Origin of the sequence: Zavarzinia sp. CC-PAN008, from assembly GCF_051903925.1 — a bacterium.
GTDB lineage: Bacteria > Pseudomonadota > Alphaproteobacteria > Zavarziniales > Zavarziniaceae.
This window is the reverse complement of record NZ_CP173678.1, coordinates 783,785-803,825: the sequence shown is the minus strand read 5'-3', so window position 1 is coordinate 803,825 and position 20,041 is coordinate 783,785. Positions and strand designations below refer to the sequence as shown.

The 20,041-nt window shown below is 69.0% G+C and carries 21 protein-coding genes; 9 read left to right on the top strand and 12 right to left on the bottom strand.

What is annotated here, in order from left to right; genetic code table 11:
• Positions 1–11: 11 nt before the first annotated feature.
• Positions 12–218 (bottom strand): hypothetical protein, encoded by a 207-nt coding sequence (locus tag ACI6GS_RS03915; RefSeq protein WP_439816471.1) that lies wholly within the window; start codon positions 216–218, stop codon positions 12–14.
• Positions 219–533: 315 nt separating this feature from the next.
• On the opposite strand from ACI6GS_RS03915, the gene ACI6GS_RS03910 reads away from it, so the two are divergent.
• Together ACI6GS_RS03910 and ACI6GS_RS03905 are read left to right on the top strand one after the other, a co-directional pair.
• Entirely contained in the window at positions 534–743 is a 210-nt protein-coding gene (locus ACI6GS_RS03910; RefSeq protein ID WP_439816470.1) for a cold-shock protein, read from the top strand.
• Between the two features lie 270 nt (positions 744–1,013).
• Positions 1,014–1,391, top strand: a complete 378-nt coding sequence (locus ACI6GS_RS03905; RefSeq protein ID WP_439816469.1) for a hypothetical protein — start codon at positions 1,014–1,016, stop codon at positions 1,389–1,391.
• A gap of 115 nt (positions 1,392–1,506) precedes the next feature.
• On the opposite strand, the gene ACI6GS_RS03900 is transcribed toward ACI6GS_RS03905, so the two are convergent.
• The 6 genes from ACI6GS_RS03900 to ACI6GS_RS03875 form a co-directional block, all read right to left on the bottom strand.
• Positions 1,507–3,282 (bottom strand): extracellular solute-binding protein, encoded by a 1,776-nt coding sequence (locus ACI6GS_RS03900; RefSeq protein WP_439816468.1) that lies wholly within the window; start codon positions 3,280–3,282, stop codon positions 1,507–1,509.
• A gap of 62 nt (positions 3,283–3,344) precedes the next feature.
• The gene (locus ACI6GS_RS03895; protein WP_439816467.1) at positions 3,345–3,743 is read right to left on the bottom strand and encodes a limonene-1,2-epoxide hydrolase family protein; all 399 of its coding nucleotides are present in this window, start codon (positions 3,741–3,743) and stop codon (positions 3,345–3,347) included.
• Between the two features lie 74 nt (positions 3,744–3,817).
• Entirely contained in the window at positions 3,818–4,564 is a 747-nt protein-coding gene (locus ACI6GS_RS03890; protein ID WP_439816466.1) for an SDR family oxidoreductase, read from the bottom strand.
• Positions 4,561–6,057: an amidohydrolase family protein gene (locus ACI6GS_RS03885; protein ID WP_439816465.1), complete on the bottom strand. Its 1,497-nt coding sequence runs from the start codon at positions 6,055–6,057 to the stop codon at positions 4,561–4,563. Before ACI6GS_RS03885 ends, ACI6GS_RS03890 begins: the two co-directional genes overlap by 4 nt.
• The gene (locus tag ACI6GS_RS03880) at positions 6,044–7,435 is read right to left on the bottom strand and encodes an NAD(P)/FAD-dependent oxidoreductase (protein WP_439816464.1); all 1,392 of its coding nucleotides are present in this window, start codon (positions 7,433–7,435) and stop codon (positions 6,044–6,046) included. The genes ACI6GS_RS03885 and ACI6GS_RS03880 overlap by 14 nt, the downstream gene beginning before the upstream one ends.
• A 98-nt stretch (positions 7,436–7,533) precedes the next feature.
• Positions 7,534–8,034: a flavin reductase family protein gene (locus ACI6GS_RS03875; RefSeq protein WP_439816463.1), complete on the bottom strand. Its 501-nt coding sequence runs from the start codon at positions 8,032–8,034 to the stop codon at positions 7,534–7,536.
• A gap of 249 nt (positions 8,035–8,283) precedes the next feature.
• Here ACI6GS_RS03875 and ACI6GS_RS03870 point away from each other — a divergent pair, with 249 nt between their 5' ends.
• A complete protein-coding gene (locus ACI6GS_RS03870) occupies positions 8,284–9,327 on the top strand; it encodes an aldo/keto reductase (protein WP_439816462.1) in 1,044 nt (347 codons plus the stop codon).
• 154 nt (positions 9,328–9,481) lie between these two features.
• Here ACI6GS_RS03870 and ACI6GS_RS03865 read toward each other — a convergent pair whose 3' ends face one another.
• The 3 genes from ACI6GS_RS03865 to ACI6GS_RS03855 form a co-directional block, all read right to left on the bottom strand.
• Positions 9,482–10,654: an acyl-CoA dehydrogenase family protein gene (locus ACI6GS_RS03865; RefSeq protein WP_439816461.1), complete on the bottom strand. Its 1,173-nt coding sequence runs from the start codon at positions 10,652–10,654 to the stop codon at positions 9,482–9,484.
• Between the two features lie 111 nt (positions 10,655–10,765).
• Positions 10,766–11,695 carry a LysR family transcriptional regulator gene (locus tag ACI6GS_RS03860; RefSeq protein WP_439816460.1) on the bottom strand — a complete coding sequence of 310 codons (930 nt, stop codon included), beginning with the start codon at positions 11,693–11,695 and terminating at the stop codon, positions 10,766–10,768.
• 147 nt (positions 11,696–11,842) lie between these two features.
• Positions 11,843–12,055, bottom strand: a complete 213-nt coding sequence (locus ACI6GS_RS03855) for a hypothetical protein (RefSeq protein WP_439816459.1) — start codon at positions 12,053–12,055, stop codon at positions 11,843–11,845.
• Between the two features lie 128 nt (positions 12,056–12,183).
• On the opposite strand from ACI6GS_RS03855, the gene ACI6GS_RS03850 reads away from it, so the two are divergent.
• The 6 genes from ACI6GS_RS03850 (at position 12,184) to ACI6GS_RS03825 (ending at position 16,572) form a co-directional block, all read left to right on the top strand.
• Positions 12,184–13,449: a cytochrome P450 gene (locus ACI6GS_RS03850; protein ID WP_439816458.1), complete on the top strand. Its 1,266-nt coding sequence runs from the start codon at positions 12,184–12,186 to the stop codon at positions 13,447–13,449.
• Between the two features lie 22 nt (positions 13,450–13,471).
• Positions 13,472–13,891, top strand: coding sequence for a nuclear transport factor 2 family protein (locus ACI6GS_RS03845; protein ID WP_439816457.1), 420 nt, complete (start codon positions 13,472–13,474; stop codon positions 13,889–13,891).
• A gap of 75 nt (positions 13,892–13,966) precedes the next feature.
• Positions 13,967–14,521 carry a hypothetical protein gene (locus tag ACI6GS_RS03840; protein WP_439816456.1) on the top strand — a complete coding sequence of 185 codons (555 nt, stop codon included), beginning with the start codon at positions 13,967–13,969 and terminating at the stop codon, positions 14,519–14,521.
• Between the two features lie 4 nt (positions 14,522–14,525).
• A complete protein-coding gene (locus ACI6GS_RS03835) occupies positions 14,526–14,954 on the top strand; it encodes a hypothetical protein (RefSeq protein ID WP_439816455.1) in 429 nt (142 codons plus the stop codon).
• A 54-nt stretch (positions 14,955–15,008) separates the two neighbouring features.
• Complete coding sequence (locus ACI6GS_RS03830) at positions 15,009–15,866, top strand: phytanoyl-CoA dioxygenase family protein (protein ID WP_439816454.1); 858 nt, start codon at positions 15,009–15,011, stop codon at positions 15,864–15,866.
• Positions 15,853–16,572: a TylF/MycF/NovP-related O-methyltransferase gene (locus tag ACI6GS_RS03825; protein WP_439816453.1), complete on the top strand. Its 720-nt coding sequence runs from the start codon at positions 15,853–15,855 to the stop codon at positions 16,570–16,572. The genes ACI6GS_RS03830 and ACI6GS_RS03825 overlap by 14 nt, the downstream gene beginning before the upstream one ends.
• A gap of 64 nt (positions 16,573–16,636) precedes the next feature.
• Here the strand turns inward: ACI6GS_RS03825 and ACI6GS_RS03820 are convergent, their stop codons facing one another.
• Together ACI6GS_RS03820 and ACI6GS_RS03815 are read right to left on the bottom strand one after the other, a co-directional pair.
• Positions 16,637–17,389, bottom strand: coding sequence for a Bax inhibitor-1/YccA family protein (locus ACI6GS_RS03820; protein ID WP_439816452.1), 753 nt, complete (start codon positions 17,387–17,389; stop codon positions 16,637–16,639).
• A 114-nt stretch (positions 17,390–17,503) separates the two neighbouring features.
• Positions 17,504–20,017, bottom strand: coding sequence for an ABC transporter permease (locus ACI6GS_RS03815; protein WP_439816451.1), 2,514 nt, complete (start codon positions 20,015–20,017; stop codon positions 17,504–17,506).
• Between the last annotated feature and the right edge of the window lie 24 nt (positions 20,018–20,041).

Sequence of the window (20,041 nt, the reverse complement as noted above, 5' to 3'; positions counted from 1 at the left end):
AACAGGAGACGTCAGCTGCCCGTCGTGGGCGGAATCGCCGCCAGGGACTGTTCGGGCGTCATCGTCCTGACGAAGCGTCGGCGCGCCCGCTTGGGATGGGGCGAGAACTCAAGCGGTCCCGGCTCCACCTTGGTGATTTGACCGCCGCGGGCCAGAAACTCTTCCACGGCCTGGGCGTTGTCCGCTTCGTCCTGGCGTTTGCTGGTGCGTGGCGGCATCGGGTCACCCGTTGTTGTGCTGGTTACGTTGCCCGTACTAACGCCCTGCCTCCGGATTGGTTCATGAGATTCTTTTACGATTGGGAAAGGTTGCGGGATTGCCGCATCGCGCCCGCCGGGCCTGCCCGACCGAATCCGGCCAATCGGCGTCAGCGGCCTTGCAATTTGGCGTTACACGGTCCATCTGACGTTCATCACTCTGCGTGGACTGCGGCCCGGTTCCCATTGACGGCCATCGATACTGCTTTCCTCGACCCCAGTTTGATGCGCGGCGCCCCTCTTGGCGCTGCGGTTCTCCAGTCTAGGACGACAGTTATGGCTATCGGTACGGTCAAGTGGTTCAACAGCACCAAGGGTTTCGGCTTCATTCAGCCTGAGAACGGCGGCGCGGACGTCTTCGTTCATATCTCGGCGGTGGAGCGTGCGGGCATGCGCAGCCTGATCGAAGGGCAGCGCATCTCGTTCGAAGAGCAGCGCGATCCGAAGCGGGGCAAGACCTCCGCCGACAATCTGCGCGCGGTCTGATCCACTTCGATTCGCGCAGGAAGCGGCCCGGGGGCATCCCCGGGCCGCTTTTTTTGTGTCCGGATCCCGCTGCTGCGGCACCGCTTCGGACGCGGATGGTCCGTGGGCGTCCCCCACCGGCCATGACCCAGCATGACGGTTTGTAGCAAATCTGTGACCTGGGCCACCGGATGGGCCCGCCCGTGTTTCCGTCGATTGCGAGCGCAGGAATTCACTGCAATCTACGTGGCAACTGGACAGGCTGCGGCAGCCTAGGTTTGGAGATTGGACATGCGTACCCTGATTGCCGGTGCCGTCGTCGCGATGGCGATGATCGTCGGCACCTCGGCCCAGGCGGGCCCGATCGCCCCCGCGCCCGGCGCGCTGGCGACCCCGTCGACCGATCGCGCCAGCGCCGCCGGCATGGCCGCGCAGGGCGGCGACCTGGTCGCCGGCGTGGAACTGGTGGGCGATCGCCATCACCGCCGCCATGGGCGTCACTGGCGCGACCGGCGCTATGGCTACTACTACCCGCCGCCGCCCCCGCCGCGCTACTACTACGCCCCGCCTCCGCCGGTGTACTACGCGCCGCCGCCTCCGCCGCCGCGCTACTACTACCCGTCGCGCCCGGGCGGCTACTTCAACTTCGGCTTCGGCGGCCCGCTCTAAGGGCCGTCACGCCAGCGCGGCCTGTTCCCGGTGCCGCTTTGACCGGGAACAGGCCGGCACAGGCCCTGCCGGTGGCCCATCCGCCGGCGGGGCCGACTGCCCCGGCACGGACCCGTCAGTCCGGCTTGGCCCACCAGGTTTCCAGGACCAGGCCATAGAGCGGCGTGACCGTCGGGTGCTGCAGCCGCGCCCAATAGGCGACGCGGTCGGCCGGCGGATGCCACAGCGGGATCGACCACCAGCCCCATAGCAGGGCCCGGTCCATCGCCCGAACCCGGTTCACCAGGTCGGCGCGGTCCTGCGTCGCCCCCAGCGAAGCCGCCAGGGCGTCCACCGCGGGATCGCGGATGCCCGGATAATTGCGGCTGCCCGGCTGGTCCGCCGCGCGCGACGACCAGTAGACCATCTGCTCGTTGCCTGGCGACAGGCTGGACGTCCAGCCATGCAGCACCATGTCGTAGTCGAAGGCATTCAGCCGCGTCTGGAACTGCGCCGCGTCGGCGCTGGTCACCCGTACGGTGATGCCCAGCTTGGCCAGGGCATTGGCATAGGCCAGGGCGACCTTCTCCAACGCCGGCTCGTTCAGCAGGATCTCGAACCGATAGGGCTGGCCGGCGGCATCGACCAGGGTGCCGGCCCGGACGCTGTAGCCGGCCTCCGCCAGCAGGCGCGTCGCCTGGCGCAGCATCGGCCGCATGCCTCCCGCCTGCCCGCCCGTGCCAGGCAGGTCGAAGGCCTGGGTCGTCGCCTCCGCCGGCAGGGTTGCGGAAAAGCGTGCCAGCAGGGCGCGCTCGGCCTCGGTCGGGGGGCCGCTGGCCGCCAGTTCGGAGTTCGGGAAATAGCTGGTGCTGCGGCGGTAGGCGCCGTGGAACAGCGTCGCGTTGATCCAGTCGAAGTCGAAGGCCAGCGTCAGGGCCCGGCGCACCCGGCTGTCGGCAAAGACCGGCCGGCGCGTGTTGAAGATCAGCGCGCGATAGGGTTGCGTGCGCTGGGTCGGCAGTTCCTCCAGCACGATGCGGCCGGAGCGCACCGCCGGCGTGGCATAGCCGGTCGCCCAGCGGCCGGGGTCGGGCTCGCGGCGGAAGTCATAGGCGCCGGCAAGGAACGCCTCCAGCGACACCGACTCGTCGCGGAAATAGTCGATGCGGATGCGGTCGAAATTGAACAGTCCCCGCATCACGGGCAGGTCGCGCGCCCAATGGTCGGCCACCCGCTCATAGGTGATGGACCGGCCGGGATCGACCCGCGCCACGCGATAGGGCCCGCTGCCCAGCGGCGGCTCCATCGTCGTCTGGTCAAAGGCCCGGTCCGTCCACACATGGGCCGGCAGGATCGGCATCAGGCCCATGATCAGGGGCAGTTCGCGGTCCGAGCCGGGCTCGAAGCGGAAGGTCACGGTCAGCGGATCGGGTGATGTCGCTTCCACCACCCCGGAATAGTAGCCGCGGTGGTTCGGCCGGCCCTTGTCCCGCAGCGTCGCCCAGGAAAACAGCACGTCGGCCGCCGTGATCGGCCGACCATCGTGCCAGCGCGCCTGGGGCCGCAGGCGGAAGGTGACCTGCGACCGGTCCGGCGGCGTGTCGATCGTCTCGGCGATATAGCCATAGAGGGAGAATGGCTCGTCCCACGACCGCGCCATCAGGCTGTCATAGACATAGGTGTTCAACCCGGCCGCCCCCAGGCCGCGCACGATGAAGGGGTTCAGGCTGTCGAACGTCCCGGACGCCGCCAGGCGCAGCTCGCCCCCCTTTGGCGCGTCGGGCACGGCGTAGTCGAAATGATCGAATCCGGCCGCATATTTCGGCGTGCCATGCATCGCGATGCCGGCCTGCGGCTCCGCCAGGGCCGGGCCGCAGCCCAGCACGAACAGGAAAGCGAGAAGGCGCCACATGGCGCGGGACCCTAGACCAGGATCCCGCCCCTGCGAAGGCGGCGCCTTGGCTCAGCGCGGGCTCAGAGCTTAAAGCCGCTGGGTCCCTCGAACGAGGCAAGGTCGAAATAGTCGCTGAAGCGCCGGATCTTCGCGCCCTGCAGGACGAACACGCCGTTGACGGGCAGGTCGAAACACTTGCCGTTGAGCAGGAAGCGGTCGATGCGCTCGGCCAGGACAAGGCCGGGACTGGCGGCGATTGCCACGATCTCCAGATTGATTTCCTGGAACGCACCCAGGAAGCCGTTGAAGATCCCCCGGATTCCGTCCAGGCCCTGGATCGGGGCGACGGGCACGTTGTGATAGACGGCATCGTCGGCGAAGAAACTCATGATGCGATCGACATCGCGTTCCAGCCACGAGCCAAGGAAATCCACGACCAGTTGGCGGGATGCGTCGGCACTCAATTGCGGCTCTGACATCGAATAGTCCTCCTCTGGGTTTATTGTTCCGCTCACCCCGCGCAGTCGGAGATGAGCGGGGTTGGTTTGTCGTGCTATTGCGCGACGAAGCCGCCATCGACGGCGAAGGCCTGGCCGGTGACGAAGCTGGCGGCATCGGAGGCAAGCCAGATCGCGGCTTCCGCCACTTCGGCCGGGCTGCCCGTGCGGCCCATGGGCTTGCGCCCCAGCAGGGCGGTGCGCAGGTCGGGCGCGTACTGTTCCAGCCGGCTGACCATGGCGGTCTCGATCACGCCGGGGCAGATCGCGTTGACCCGCACGCCTTGCGGGGCCACGTCGATCGCAACCGACTTGGCCAGGCCCACCACCGCGTGCTTGGACGCGACATAGGCCGCCATGCCGCCGGCGCCCACCAGGCCCGCGACGGAGGCGGTCGCCACGATGCTGCCGCGCCGCCTGGCCAGCATCGCCGGCAGCACCGCCGCCATGGTGCGCCAGACGCCGGCCACGTTGACGTCCAGCACCCGTTTGAAGGTCGCCTCGTCATAGTCCTGGGGGGCCGCGACGGCGCCCTCGATCCCCGCATTGGCGAAGACGGCATCCGCCTCGGCCAGGGCGGCCAGGGCCTGCACGTCCGCCGTCACGGTGACGTCGGTGCGGCGGAAGTGGGCCTGGGTGCCTTTTGCCCGCAGCAGGGCGGCCAGATCCTCGCCCGCCGCCGTATCGACGTCGCCCAGCACCAGCGCGGCCCCTTCGCGCGCCGCGGCCAGGGCGATGGCGCGACCGATGCCGTTGGCCGCACCCGTGACCAGGGCAACGCGCCCGGCAAGCAACCCGCTCACGACCGGCCTCCGGCGCGGGCGACGAAACCATAGAACGTGTTGGACGGCTGGCCCCCCGCCGCCAGGTAGTCGGCCTTGGTCCGGCTCAGCAGGTCGTCGCGCCAGGCGCCATCGGGCGCGATGTCCCGCTCCAGCCCGAACAGGCGCGCGGCATTCCCGGCCAGGATGGCGTTTCGCACCGGCCCGTCGGGAGGACCCAGGGGCGCGAAGCCGTGGGCCGCCTGCATGTCCTCCGGAATCTCGATCCGGCGGAACGCCTCGATCTGCCATTGGGGCGAGCCGTACCAGACGGAATCGGTGCCCCAGACGACATGGTCGGCGCCCATGCCCTTGACCAGCTGGCCCAGCACGGCCGCGGCCAGCCGCGGATGGGTGATGGCGCACGAGCCAAAGGTGGTGCCTAGCTCGGCGTAGACGTTGCTGACGCCGAAGCGCGCCGGCACCGCCGCCAAGTCCGTCACCCAGTCGATCTGGCCCTGTGCCTCGAACGCGTCGAGCAGGGGCTGGGGCGAGGTCAGGAGCGGGCGGAAACCCGAATGGTAGATGATGAAGTTCAGCTGCGGCCAGTCGCGTGCCGCCTGGCCCACGTCGTCCACCATGGCATGGCGCCAGTGCTTGAAGACGTTTGGGTAGTCCTCGGGCAGCAGGCCCTTGTGGATGCAGACATTGCGGACGCCGGCCTTCACCATCCGCTCATAGGCGGGGTACATCAGGGCGGCATCGTCCAGGCGCCAGGGCCAGCGCGAATCCTCGAACGGATCGCCCAGCGTGTAGCCCTTCCAGCCGTCGGGCTTCAGCACCTCGACCGCGCGGTCGATCTCGTCCAGCCAGCCGGGCTGGCCCGGCGCGATCACGGCATGGGCCAGCATGCGGCGCGATCCCGCGACCTGGTTCACCAGACGCCGGGCCTCGGCCAGGCCGTCATTGTTCAGGATGACGTTGTCGCCATGGTCGGCCGGGGCGGCGCTGATCAGGCCGATGCGCGTGTCGCTGTCGAAATAGACCTCGCGCAGGAAGTTGTCGAACTTGAAGCGCTCGAAGCTGATGCCTTCGCGCTCCAGGACCGGGTTCCACCGCGCGGCATAGGTGCCCAGGGCCAGGATCCCATCCCAGGCATAGTCGTCCCGGATGAAGTGGAGCTGGACGTCGACAACCGCCTGGTCGCGGTAGCGCGTCGCCCGCTCGGCCGCGGCGTCGGGATCGGTGGTTTCGGCCCGTGCCACGGTGAAGACCGGCCCGAATACCTGGTTCAGCGCCAGGAACGCGCTCGCCAGGCCCGTTGCACTGGCCAGGAAGCGGCGGCGGTCCAGGCCCAGCGGCCGGCCATTGCGATCGGCCAGTTCGGCCAGGGTGCGCTCCACGCGGGCCTGCTCCGGCGTCTGGGGCAGGGGCAGGAACTCCCCGTTCGACACCATCCGCGTCGGGATCGGCGTCCGGGGCAGCGTCTCGTCCGCCGGTGCGACGAGGCGGCGCTGGCGGTCAGTGAGCCACATGGGCGGGTCCCCCCTGGTGCGTGCGTGCGGTATCGGCGCGCGCGCTATGCAGCAGCGCGCGCATGGCAAGGCCGGGCCGCAGCAGGCGGCTGGCCGGCTTGACCAGGTGCATCACCTCTAGGAATGCCTGGGCCGCGTCGCGATCGCTCCAGGCCAACTGGTGCACCTGGCGCAGGTACCAGTTGGCCAGGCCCGCCCAGGCCGGGCGCCGGCTGGCCAGGCTGTCGTCCAGGTATTCCTCAGTGGTCGAGATGAACCAGCACTGGTCGGTGAAGCGGGCATAGCGGCGATGGAACTCGCGCGGCAGGCCGGCAAGGCGCAGGCCGCCCGGGGCGGCACCCCGGCGCCTCAGGCAGGCGTCCAGCACCTCCGCCGCGGTGGCGCCGTGGCTCATTCCCTGGCCATAGATCGGATTGAATGAGCAGACCGCGTCGCCGACGACGACCAGGCCGTCGGGCAGGCGCACCCGCTCGTAATGGCGGCGCAGGTTGCCGACGAAGCGCCACAGCGCGACGGGTCCCAGGGGCGTTGCCTGGCACAGCGCGTCGTGGATGTGCGGCGCGGCCAGCCCCTTGGCAAAGGCCAGGAAGCCCGCATCGTCGGCGGGCGGATGCGCCCCGCGTGCGCCGACCAGGGTGACCAGCCAGCGCCCCTGGCCATTGGCCGTGCCTTCGACCGGCATGATGATCGCCGTGCCGTGGTCGGGAAAGCGCGGATGGACGATGGCCGAACCCCAGGCCGTCCACGGCTCTGGCAGGGCGATGGCGCGCGTCGCATAACCGACATCGACCGGCAGGTCCGAGACCGGGACGGGGCCGAAGCCCAACGCCTCCAGGATCTGCGGCGTGGGCGAGCCGCGGCCGCTGGCGTCCACCACCAGGTCCGCGCGATGGATGCCGCCGTCCTTGCGCCGGACGCCGGTCACGCGACCGTCCTCGACCACATAGCCGTCGACCGTCACGCGGTCGATGATCGTGACATTGTTCAGGGCCAAGGCCCGGCGGCGCAGCGTGAACTCCAGCAGGCCCTTGCTCTGGCAGTGCATCGCGATGCCGCTGTCGAAGCGCAGGCGCCAGCCGCCATTGTCGAACCAGGCGGTGTCCCGGCTCATGTCGACGGCTCGCCCGCCGGCCGCCTTCAGGTCGTCCAGCAGGCCGGGATAGACCCCGGCCGCGATGCGCTCGCCCCGCTGCAGCAGCAGGTGCACATGGCGCGACTGGGGCGCGCCCTTGCGCCAGTCGGGGCTGGCGGGCAGGGCATCCCGCTCCAGCACCAGGACTTGGCCGAAATGGCGGGCGAGCACACCGGCCGTGATCAGGCCCGTGGTGCTGGCCCCGATGACGAGCGCCGTGCTGTCCGCTGTGCCGTCTGCCGCCATGCCGTCATCCTCCCCAAGCGGGGTTCAGGATCGGCGGCGGAGCGGCCTGGCGGAATTACCCGAACGGGGCCGAAGGCCCACTCTTTCGGGTCGCGGGATCAGCCCTCGGCGTGGAAGCGCCCATAGCGGCTGCGGTAGTAGAGCAGGGGCGGGTGGTCGCCGTGGTCGGCCAGGTCCAGCACGCGACCGATGACGATCGTGTGGTCGCCCGCCACGTGCTCCGCGTCCAGCACGCAGTCGATCCAGGCCAGGCTGTCGGTCAGCACCGGGCTGCCCGTCGCCTCGGTCCGCCAGGGCACGGTCGCGAACTTGTCGACACCCGTCTGGGCAAAGTTGCGCGACACCGGCTCCTGGTCCTCGCGCAGGATGTTGATGCAGAACTTGCCCGCCTTGCGGATGCGCGGCCAGGTGCTGGACGTGTTGGCAGGGCAGAACGCCACCAGCGGCGGGTCGAGCGAGACGGACGTGAAGGATTGCGCGGCAAAGCCCACGGCCTTGCCCTCGTCCAGGCCGGTGATGATGACGACGCCGGAGCAGAAGCGGCTCAGGACATCGCGGAACCTGCGGCTGTCGAACCGCTCCGTCTCTATGGCGCTCATCTCTGCCTCCAGTCGCTACAGCCCGAACCCGGCGGACGCGCCACGGCAACGCCCTTCGAAACCTATTTAGGACAGTGCCCCTGTCTTGGCCAAGCGCCACGGCGCCAAGTTTGCTTTGCTCCCGACCAGACCGGACGGGCGGCGCGCGCGCAGGGGCGGGGGCGCTAGGCTTGTACCCTCGGTTTCTTCGCCCGGGCGCCCGGCGGAAGCCGCAGCCGCGGCGGGCCGCGACCATCGGAGGGAGAACGCATGCGCTACAACCAGATGGGCCGCACGGGCCTGTTCGTGTCCGAGCTGTGCCTGGGAACCATGACATTCGGCGGCCAGGGCGAGATCTGGAGCAAGGTCGGCGACCTGAACCTGGCCCAGGCCGAGCAGGTGGTGAAGACCGCGCTGGACGCCGGCATCAACTTCATTGATACGGCCAATGTCTATTCCATGGGCGAGTCGGAGGCGCTGCTGGGCCAGGCGCTACGGAACCTTGGCGTGCGCAGGGCGGACGTCGTGATCGCCACCAAGGTCTTTGGCGACATGGGGCGCGGGCCCAACGATCGCGGCGCATCGCGCGGGCACATCATGGATTCGGTCGAGGAAAGCCTGGACCGGTTGCAGGTGGACCATATCGATCTGTTCCAGATTCACGGCAACGACATCGTGACCCCGGTGGAGGAGACGCTGCGCGCCCTGGACGACCTGGTGCGGCAGGGCCTGGTCCGCTATGTCGGCGTCTCCAACTGGCAGGCCTGGCGCATCATGAAGGCGCTTGGCATTTCCGAGCGGCAGAACCTGGCCCGCTTCGAGACGCTTCAGGCCTACTACACGATCGCCGGCCGCGACCTGGAGCGCGAGATCGTGCCCCTGCTGACCGAGGAGAGGGTCGGCCTGATGGTGTGGAGCCCGCTGGCCGGCGGCCTGCTGTCGGGCAAGTTCGGTCCCGGATCCAACGGGCCGGAAGGGGCGCGGCGCGTCACCTTCGACTTCCCGCCAGTGCACAGGGAGCGTGCCTTTGCCTGCATCGAGGCAATGCGCCAGATCGGCAATGCGCATGGCGTGACGGTCGCCCGCGTCGCCCTGGCCTGGCTGCTGTCCAAGGCGCACGTGACGACCGTCATCATCGGTGCCCGCACGGTCGAGCAGCTGGAGGACAACATCGCCGCGACCGAACTGACCCTCTCGCCAGAAGAGATCGCGACGCTCGACGCGGTGAGCGAGCTGCCCCCCGAATATCCCGGTTGGATGTTGAAGCGCCAATCCGCCGTCCGCCTGCCCCCACCGTTCGGGAAGAAGGGCTGAGGGGGGCGGCGGACGCGCTGGGCACGCATCCTTCGAGACGGGCCTTCGGCCCTCCTCAGGATGACGGCCGTTGGGAGAATCCCAACACAACCAACGGCGTCATGCTGAGGAGCCGGCCATCGGGCCGGCGTCTCGAAGCATCCTTCCGGACCGCTCAGTGCGGCGCCTTCTGCAGGTCGCGCTGGAGGTTGCGGGCGATCGAGAAGCGGTGCACCTCTGACGGACCGTCATAGATGCGGAAGGCGCGGATCTCGCGGAAGATCTGCTCGACCGGCGTGTCGCCGGTGACACCCAGGCCGCCCAGGATCTGCACGCAGCGGTCGGCCACGCGGAACAGCGCCTCCGACACGGTCAGCTTGGCCATGCTGGATTCAGCGGTGCCGCGCGCGCCCTGGTCCAGGACCCACGCGGTGTGGTCGATCATCAGCAGCGCCATCTGCAGGTCGGCCAAATTGTCAGCCAACTGGAAGCCGACGCCCTCGTGCTCGATCAGCGGCTTGCCGAACGCCTTGCGGTGCAGGGCGTAGTTGGCGGCGATGTCGTGCGCCCGCTTGGCCGAGCCCCACCAGCGCATGCAATGCGTCAGGCGGGCCGGCGCCAGGCGCACCTGGGCATAGCGGAAGCCGCCATCGACCTCGCCCAGGACCTGGTCCGCGGGCAGGCGCAGGTCCTGGATGTTGACGACGGCATGGCCGCCGGGCATGGAGGAATCGATGGTGTCCAGCACCCGCTCGATCGTGATGCCGGGCTGGTTCATGTCGGTCAGGAACAGCGTGGCGCTGGAGCCGGTGCGCGCCATGATGATCGCGGCGTCCGCTCCGTCGGCCCCGGTGATCAGCCACTTGCGCCCGTTGATGACCCAATGGTTGCCCGACTGCACCGCCGTCGTCGCCAGCAGGGCGGGGTCGGAGCCGGCGCCGCCGTCCGGCTCCGTCATCAGGAAGGCGGAGCGCGTCTCGCCCGCCGCCAGCGGCTTCAGGTAGCGCGCCTTCTGCTCGGGGTTCGCCACCTTGTGCAGCAGGTGCATGTTGCCCTCGTCGGGCGCCATGATGTTCATCGCGATCGGCCCCAGGACCGAATAGCCGGCCGCCCGGAACACCGTCGCCTGCTGGCGGTGATTCAGGTCATGGCCGCCATACTCCTTGGGCAGGTGCGGCGCCAGCAGGCCTGCCGCCTTGGCCTTGGCGACCAGTTCCAGCCGCAGGTCGTCCGACGGCCCATGATGGCCCAGGCGCGGATCCTTCTCGTAGGGGATCACGACATCGCGGATGAAGGCCTGGGTCCGGGCCTCAAGCTCGAGTTCGAGCGGCGTGCGGGTGAAGTCCATGTCGTGCGCAATCCAGGCTGCTGACGGAAAGCGCGGAGACTAAAGCGCGCGCGGCCTCAAGGCCAACCCGACTTGGGCCAACCCGACTTGGGCCAATCCGACTTGGGCCGATCAGAGATGGAGATCGACGCCCGGCATGCCGCGGTCGGTCACCAGCTGGCGGCACAGGGCCAGGAACGCCTCCATCGTCTGGGTGGCGCGGATGCCCTTCATCGTCATGACGCCGTGGGCCAGCGGCTCCACCGCCCCCTCCAGCCGCAGGTAGCGCAAGGGATGGCCGTCCAGGGACATGCGGTTGCGTGGCGGCGCATTGGCGATGCCGAAGCCCTCGCCCCGGGCGACCAGGCTGCGGATGATCTCGATATGCTCGAAGCGGCCGCCGATCTGCGGCACCAGGCCCGCACGGTGGAACAGGGCCAGGAAGTAGTCGCGGGAAACCGGCATGTCGAGCAGCAGGAATGGCTCCGGCGCCAGGGTCTCCAGCGCCACCCGTCCGGCATCGGCCAGCGGATGGGCGGACGACACGAAGGCAAAGGGCGGCAGTGTCGCCAGGGGAGCAAAGTCGATGTCGGGCGCCCGGACGCCCAGGTCATAGCCAAGCACCAGGCTGATCTGCCCGCCTCGCAGCCTGGCCAGTAATTCCTCGTGATGCCCCGCCAGGGCCTCGACCCGAACGCTGGGATGGCGCTGGCGAAAGACGTGCAGCAGTTCCGGCACGACGAGCGGATAGAGCGTCGACAGACAGCCGATATTGAGGACGCCGCCGACCCTGGTGGACAGCTCGCTGGCAGCGGCGGCCAGGTCCTCCGCCTGGTTCAGCAGGCTGCGCGCCTCGTTCAGGAAGCGCTGGCCCTGCGGCGTCAGGGACAGCCCTTGCGCATGGTGGCGGATGAACAGCTGGAAGCCGAACTCTGCCTCGAGCGCTGCAATCGCCGCCGAGATCGAGGGTGGCGAGATGTGGATGCGCAGCGAGGCGACGGCGATGCTGCCCGCCTCTGCCGCGGCTACGAAATAGGCGATCTGCTTCAGCGTGAAGCGCATGCCCTGCCTGCCTTGCGCGCAATCTGCGCCACCCGCCGGCCGATTGTCCGGATGGGCAAGGACTGTGCAACTCCCGGGCCACTCACGAGAATTCCTGTGAGACTCCTTCTATTCCCGTGATTCCGGGTCCCGCGGCGTGGATTTCCCTTACGGCGGCCGGCCGTCGCGGGCCGCCAGCTGGTTGCGACGGACACTCAGCAGGAAGGCGGCCAGAACACCTACGGCGGCCCCAACACCCCCCACGAGGACCGCCTGTGGGAGGGGCACGATCGTGTCGATGAAGCCCAGCAGAAATCCCACGAAGACCGCCTCTCCGATCAGGATCGCGACGATCAGCGGCCAACTCAGAACCCTTGGCATTTCGGCAGTCTCCAACCTCAACCCGGCACACCAGTCTAGGCCGGGTCAGCCCGGTCGACCAGGGACAGGTTGACGGCGTTCAGGATCGTACATAACTTCCTGTTGGAAACAATTTCCAAGAGGCGGATATGAGCGCCCATGCCCCCCAGGAAGCCCCGTTCACTGCTGCCCGCCTGACCGAGCCGGCGGTGGTGCGCGATCCCTACCCCTTCTATGACCTGTTGCGCGATGCCGCCCCGGTCTTCGGCTACCTGGACTATCCGCCCGGGACGGTGCCGGGCGTCGACCGGCCACAGCCGGCCTGGGTCGTGCTGTCCTATGCCGACGTGCAGCGCGTCGCGTTCGACCATGAGACGTTCTCTTCCCGCGATACGCTGCAGGAGGCGTCGAGCGCGCCGAGCCTGATGCTGGTCAACCACGACCGGCCAGAGCACACGCGCCTGCGCCGCATCGCCTCCCTCGCCTTCACGCCGGGGGCTGTCCAGGCCCTGGCGCCTGCGGTGCGCAATCTGGTGCGGGCGACGCTCGACACGCTGCTGGCGGGGCGACCGGATGGTGCCGCCGTCGACGTCATGGACGGCTATTGCGACGTCCTGCCGGCGCGGGTCATGGCGCTGATGCTGGGGGTGCCGCAGGATCGCGCAGCCGAAATCCGGCGCTGGGCGACCGCCTTCATGCTCTCCGCCGACCTGGAGCCGGCAGAGCGCCAGGCCTGCAACCATGCGGTCATGGCCTTCTACACCGCCCATGTTGACCAGCGCCTGGCCGAACTGGCGGCTGGGGCGCCACGCAGCGACAGCCTGCTCGACGCCTTCATCCTGACCGAGGTCGAGGGCGAGCGCCTGACCCGGGACGAGGTCATCCGCTTCTGCATGACCGCGACCGTCGCTGGGGCGGAGACCACGAGCTTCCTGCTCGGCAATCTCTTCACCGTCCTGGCGGACGAGCCCGCGGCCTGGGCCGCCCTGCAGCAGGACGTGTCCCGCTTCGGCGCGGTCTATGACGAGACCATGCGCCTGCACGGGCCGCCGCAGCGCCTGTTCCGCATCGCCACGCGCGACGTGACGATCGGCCCGGCCGAGATCCGCGCCGGCGACTGGGTCGCCTGCTTCTTCGGCGCGGCCAACCACGACCCCGAAACATTCCCGGAGCCACGCCGCTTCCGCCTGGACCGGCCCAATTCCCATCGCCACATGAGCCTGGGCCACGGCATCCACCGCTGCCTGGGCGCGCCCCTGGCGCGGCTGGAGGCGGGGCAGACGGCGCTGGAACTGCTGGCCCGCTGCGACCGCCTGGGCCGCGCCGACACCCGGGGCCTCGACTGGCAGGGGGTCAGCCTGCTGAACCACGGGCCGGCGAGCAACCGCATCGCCTTCTGGCGCAAACCGGCCTGATATATTTCCATTGGAAACGATAATGAGGGACAAACCTGCCATGGCACCGACGCCGCTGGATGTGACGCAAGCCATTTTCGAGCGCTTTGGCGCGCAGGACGTGGATGGCATCGTGGCGCTGCTGCACAACGCGGTCGTGATCGACTTCTATGGCCCGGCGGTCATTCCCTATGCCGGCCATTATGAGGGGCTGGCGCAGGCCCGGCGCTTCTTCGAGACGGTCTTGGCCAGCGTCGACATCCACCAGTTCGACGCCGACGAGTTCATCTGTGCCGGCGACAAGGTCGTGGTGACGGGCCGCCTGCGCCTGACCGCCCGGTCGACGGGGCGCGAGATCCGCTCCGACTTCGTGCACGTCATCACCGTGGCGGACGCCCGCTGGCTGCACTTCCGCGACTTCATGAACACGGCGGTGGCCGAGGCAGCCTTTCGCGCATCCTGAATTTCTCCGCGTGGGGAGTTGCTGCCCGCGAGGGCAGGGATTGTATGGTGAGGGTCCGCAACGCTTGAGGATCCCATGGCGCGGCCTGTGTCCCGGTTCCGGCCCGCAACCCCCATCACCCGGGACAATGCGCCGGGCAACTTCCTGCAGCTGTTCTTCCCCTTCCACTACACCGTGGGGATGGCGGTCGAGAAGCACCTGAGCAGCGGCGTCCTGAACCGGCACCAGACGGTGATCCTGTGGCTGATCCATTCGCGGGGCCAGGACGGCCGCGTGCTGAAGCGCAAGGTGATCGAGCAGCTGGTGGGCGAATGGTACGAACTGGGCAGTCCCGCCATCACCAAGGCCCTGCGCAAGATGGCGCAGCCCCCGCTCTCCCTCATCACCATCGACGAGAGCCCGGATTCGGGCCGAGAGAAGACGATCAGCCTGACCCCCGGCGGCGTCGACTTCGTGGCGACGATGATCGCCAGCGGCCAGGCCTATATCGCGCGGATCGTCGCGCACCTCAGCGACATTCAGATCCACACCGGCATGGACTTCCTGGCCCGCGTGAGCCAGGTGGTGGAGGCCGATTTCCGCCCCCGCCCCGCCGCCACGACACTGCCCGAACCCGACGGCCAGGATTGACGCCATGACCCCTGACGACACTGCTGCGTCCGTCACCGCCTTCTACCGCGCCTATGTCGGTGCCTTCAACGCGGGCGACATGGCGCGCTATATCGGCTGCTTCTGGCCGCCGGTTGCCCTGGTCACGTCCGCGGCCGGCGTGCAGGTCCTGACCGACATGCAGGCCGCCGCCGACGGACTGAAGCAGCGCTTCGCCAGTCTGGACTGGAAGCGGACGGAGATCGTGGCGCTCAAGGTCTGGCCGCTGGAAGCCGATCTGGCGCTGATTGCCTCAGACCTGGACCGCCTGCGCGGCGACGGCACGGCGTTCGAGCGGCTGCGCTACCTCTATACCGCGCGCCGCCGGCCAGACGATCCGCTTGGCTGGGGCATTGTCAGCGTGACGGAATTGCCGGCCGCCCTGCCGCCGTCCGATCCGCTCGTGGGGCGCTGAGGGGCCTGCATCGTGGTTAATGCCTTTGTAAGGGGGACGTCCTAGCCTGCCGCCATGGCCCAACCCGCCTTCGCTCCAACGAACCCCGCCGCCGATCCGGGCGGCACCCTCGACCTGGTGCGCAACCTCCTGCCGCAGGCGCTGGTGGTCGAGGTGCGGGCGACGCTGCTGGACCTGATCGGCGCGGTCCTGGGCCACGATCCCGGCACCGACCTGGATACGGCGGTCGATGCCGTCGTCGCACGCGACCGGCGCCTGCTGTCCCAGGTCTATGACGCCATGCGCGAGACACTGGCCTTTCGCCGCGTGGTCACTGCTCCCGAACTGGTCGACGCGGTGGCGCAGAGGCTGGAGACAGCAGGCCTGGGCACGGCGCGCCTGCATTCGCCGTTCCAGCACGCGGTGTTCCGCATGGACCTGGCGGGTGAGGGCTATCGCGGCTTTGGCTGGCACCAGGACTATCCCTACAACATGCTGTGCGGGCGCTCGCTCACGGCCTGGACGCCACTGACCGACTCCGGTCCCCACAATGGCGCGATCGACGCCGTGCCCGCCCTGTCGGACCGCGTCTGGCCGGTCGAGATCCGCTTCAAGCGCAATGCCGACGGCAGCCGTGGCCGAACGGCCGACGCCTTCATCGCGCCCCGCTTCCATGCCGCGTTCGAGGCAGCCCAGGTGAAGCTGAGCCTGGCGCCGGGCGACGTCGCCCTGTTCGGCAACCGCGTCGTCCACCGCTCCGGCCACAATCCGGGGCCCCGCCATCGCTATTCGATCCAGGTCCGCTTCGGCGACCTGCTGGCGCCAGAGGTCGTGGCCCGCGCCTGGGCCAACCGGCGGGTCGAGGGCTTTCACACGTTCAAGGCGCTGCATCCCGACCTGATCGAATTCGAGGAAGAGCATGACCACTCCTGAGGACACGCTGCGCAGCCTGCTGAAGCGCCATATCGACGAGCCCGACCTGATCACCAACCTGGGCTCGTTTGCGCGGCGCATGACCTTCATGAAGGCCTTCGCGCACTACGAGGTGTTCAAGCTGGTCCAGGACATCCCCGGCGACATCGTCGAATGCGGCGTCTACAAGGGCGCCTCCCTGCTCTCCTTCGCCCGTTTCCTTGAGACGTTCTGCACCGGCGACCGTACGCGCAAGGTCCTGGGCTTCGACCATTTCAAGGGCCTGGCGGAACGCAGCGAGAAGGATGGCTTTGACGAGCGGGTGGGCAACACGGCGGACGGCTGGAACCCCGCCACCTTCCGCGACACGCTGTTCGAACTGGTCGATGCCTTCAACGCTGACAGCTTCGTGCCGAAGCGCCCGCGTGTCGAACTGGTCGATGGCGACGTGACCGTGACGGCGCCCGCCTATGTCGCGGACAATCCCGGCCTGCGCATTGCCTTGCTGCACCTGGACATGGACCTGTACGCGCCGACACTGGCCGCGTTGCGGGCCTTCTGGCCGCGCATCCTGACGGGTGGCGTCGTCCTGCTAGACGAATACGCGATCCGCGAATGGCCTGGCGAGAGCGAGGCGCTGGAAGAATTCTTTGACGGCCAGGTCCCCCGAATCACCAAGTTCCCCTGGGCCAGCGCCCCCGGCGGCTACTTCGTGAAGGGGGGATGAGCCCAAACGCAAAAGGGGCAGCCCGTGGGCTGCCCCTTCGCAATGCCGGTCAGGCTTCGGCTTCCTATTCGCGCTGGGCGCCCATGAAGTAGAGCAGGAAGCGGAACAGGTTGATGAAGTCGAGGTAGAGGGAGATCGCCCCGAGCACCGCCATCTTGGTCGCGCTCTCGTGGCCCAGGCCCTCCATGTAGGTTTCCTTCAGGCGCTGGGTGTCCCAGGCGATCAGGCCCGAGAAGATCACCACGCCCGCGACCGACATCACCCACTGGAGCTGGCTGGAGCCCAGGAAGATGTTGACGATCGACGCGATCACCAGCCCGAACAGGCCCATGACCATGAAGCTGCCCATGCCCGACAGGCTGCGCCGGGTGGTGTAGCCATAGAGGCTGAGGCCACCGAAGGCCGCCGCCGTCACGAAGAACGTGCGGACGATGCTCGCCTCGGTATAGACCATCAGCAGGACCGACAGGCCGACACCCTGCAGCGCCACGAAGGCCCAGTAAAGCGCCTGCATCGTGGCGCCCGACATGGAGCGGACACCGAAGTTCATCCAGAGCAGGATGCCCAGCGGCGCGAACAGCGCGACATAGCCCAGGCCCGAGAAGCCCTGGACATAGCCCATCTCGTTCACGGCAAAGAACATCGCCTGGAGCGACGGCACGCTGTAGACCAGATAGGCGACCACGCCGCTGACGGCGAGGCCTACCGCCATGAAGTTGTAGATGCGCAGCATGTAGGCCCGCAGGCCTTCGTCGATCGCGGCCTGCGCGGCGGACCCCGCAGCGGTCGGCATGCGATCCCTGTAGAAGTCAGCCATGGTGACGGCTCCCGCAAGATGAGTGTGACATTCCGCGACTAGATATCGGGATGCGCGCGCCCCCGGTCAAGCGAACGCGCCACCCGCGTTGCGCTTTCCGAACCGGGGGCGGGTTCAGGCCTGGCGCAGGACCGGTGCCGGGCGCTGTCGCAGGGCCCGCCAGGTGCCGCCCAGGCCCAGGACCACGGTGACGGCAATCGCCGCAAGCGCCGTTGCCAGGACGGTCAGCGGCAGCCATGTCCAGCCAAGGTTCATCAGTTGCGTGATGATGGCCCAGGCCGCCGCCGTGCCAAGTGCGGCACCGATGGTGGCCGCGGCCAGGCCCAGTGCCAGGTACTCCAGGAGATAGGCGCGCACCACCTGCGGCCCGGTGGCACCCAGCACCTTCAGGATGACGGCGTCGTACAGGCGGTGCCGCTGGCCGGCCGCCATGGCACCGGCCAGCACCAGGACGCCCGCAACCAGCGTGACGGCGGCGCTGACCTCAAGCGCAGTCGCCAGGTTGCGCAGCGTGGCTTCGACCGTATCCAGCGCGTCCTGGATCCGCACCGCCGAGATGTTGGGGAAGCGGTCGGTGACGGCCTTGTACAGCGCCTCTCCCGCTGGCCCGTCGGCCTTGGCCGTGGCCAGGAAGGTATGGGGTGCGGCCTCCAGCACGCCCGGCGCGAAGATGATCGCGAAATTGATCCCCAGGTTCGTGTAGTCGATGCGGCGCAGGCTGGCGATCGTCGCCTCCACGTCGCGGCCGAGCACGTTGATGGTCAGCCGATCGCCCACGCCGATGTTCATCGCCTGGGCCACGGCGGCGTCGAACGAGATCAGCGGCGGCCCGCGATAGTCGACGGGCCACCACTCGCCGGCGACCAGGGTGCTGCCCTCTGGCAGGGCCGTGGCATAGGTCAGGCCGCGGTCGCCGCGCGCCGCCCAGCGCCCCTCCGGTGCGATGTCCCAGCGCTCGGTCGGCGTGCCATTGATGGCGCTGATCCGGCCGCGCAGCGAGGCGACGCGGTCCAACAGGCGGGCGCCGGGGATGCTGGCGATTGTCTGGTCAAAGGCATCGGCCTCGTTCGACTGGACGTCGACGAAGAAGAACGTAGGGGCCTGGTCCGGCAGGCGCTGCTCCACCTGCACGATCAGGTTGCCCTCGATCAGGGCGACGATCACCAGCAGGGTCAGTCCCAGGCCAAGCGACAGGATCACCGTCGCCGTCGGCGCGCCGGGCCGGTGCAGGTTGGCGAGCGCCAGGCGCAGCCCCGGGCGGCGTGGCCGGGGCAGGCTGGCTGTCAGCCGCACGATCGCCCAGCCGGCGGCGCGCAGCACGACGAATGCGGCCGCGGCGCCGATCACGAAATAGATGGCGATCATCGGCCGTACCGCCGTTGCGATCACCAGCGCGCCCAGCACGGCGAAGGCCAAGCCGGCCAGCACGTAGTACAGGCTCATCGTGCGGAACCCCGGCGGCACGACCAGGGCGCGGAACAGGCCGGCGGGCGGTATCACGTGGGCGCGGGCCAGCGGGACCAGGGCAAAGGCCAGCGACACCAGAAGGCCGAAGAAGGCCGCAAGCAGCAGCGGTCCGGGATAGAGGCCAAAGCGCACCTGCACGGGCAGCAACTCGCCCACGGCGCTGCCTGCCAGCGGCGGGATGGCAGCACCCAGGGCCAGGCCCGCGGCGATGCCGAGGCAGGCGATCAGCATCACCTGGACCAGATAGGTCCGCACGATCAGTCCACTTGTGGCGCCCAGGCATTTCAGCGTGGCAATGGTCCTGGTACGCGCCTGCATGTGGGCCGCGACCGCATTGCCGACGCCGACACCGCCCACCAGCAGCGCCGTCAGGCCCACCAGGGACAGGAACAGCGCCAGCCGTTCGACCCAGTCGCTCAGCCCCGGAGCCCCTTCGCTGCTGCTGCGAAGGCGCCAGGCCGCATCGGGAAAGGCCTCGCGGATCGCGGCGGTCGTGGCCGCCAGGTCGGCGCCCCCGGGCAGTTTCAACCGCAGCGCATCGGTGAACAGGCTGCCCGGCTGGATCAGCCCCGTGGCCGCCAGCGCCGCCCGGCTGACCATCAGCCGCGGGCCCAGGGAGAAGGCGTCCGAGCCGCGATCCGGTTCCTGCGCGACCGCGGCGCGGATCTGCAGCCGGGCGGTGCCGACGCGAACCGTCTGGCCCACGGCGATATCCAGGCGAACCAGCAGTTCCGGATCGGCCACCGCGCCAAAGACGTCGCCCTCCTGGGCAAGTGCTGCCGGCAGGTCGCCCGCCGGCTCCAGGGCCATGGCGCCGAACAGCGGATAGGCGTCGTCGACCGCCTTGAGTTCCACCAGCGTGCGTTCGTCGTTGTCGACGGCATAGGCCATGGCCCGCATTTGGGTCATGCGGCTGACCTCTGCCCGCTCCGCCATCCAGGCCTGCTCCTGGGGCAGCACCGCGCGGCTGGTCAGGCGCAGCTCGATATCGCCGCCCAGCAGGGTGCGCGCCTCACCATCCAGCGCGCTGCCGATCGCCGCCGCCAGGGAGCCCACACCCGCAATCGCCATGACGCCCAGCGCCAGGCAGGCCAGGAACACGCGAAAGCCCTTCAACCCGCCGCGCAGTTCCCGCAGCGCCAGCCGCACGCTCAACGGCATGGCGTAGCCTCGTGCCCACGTCCT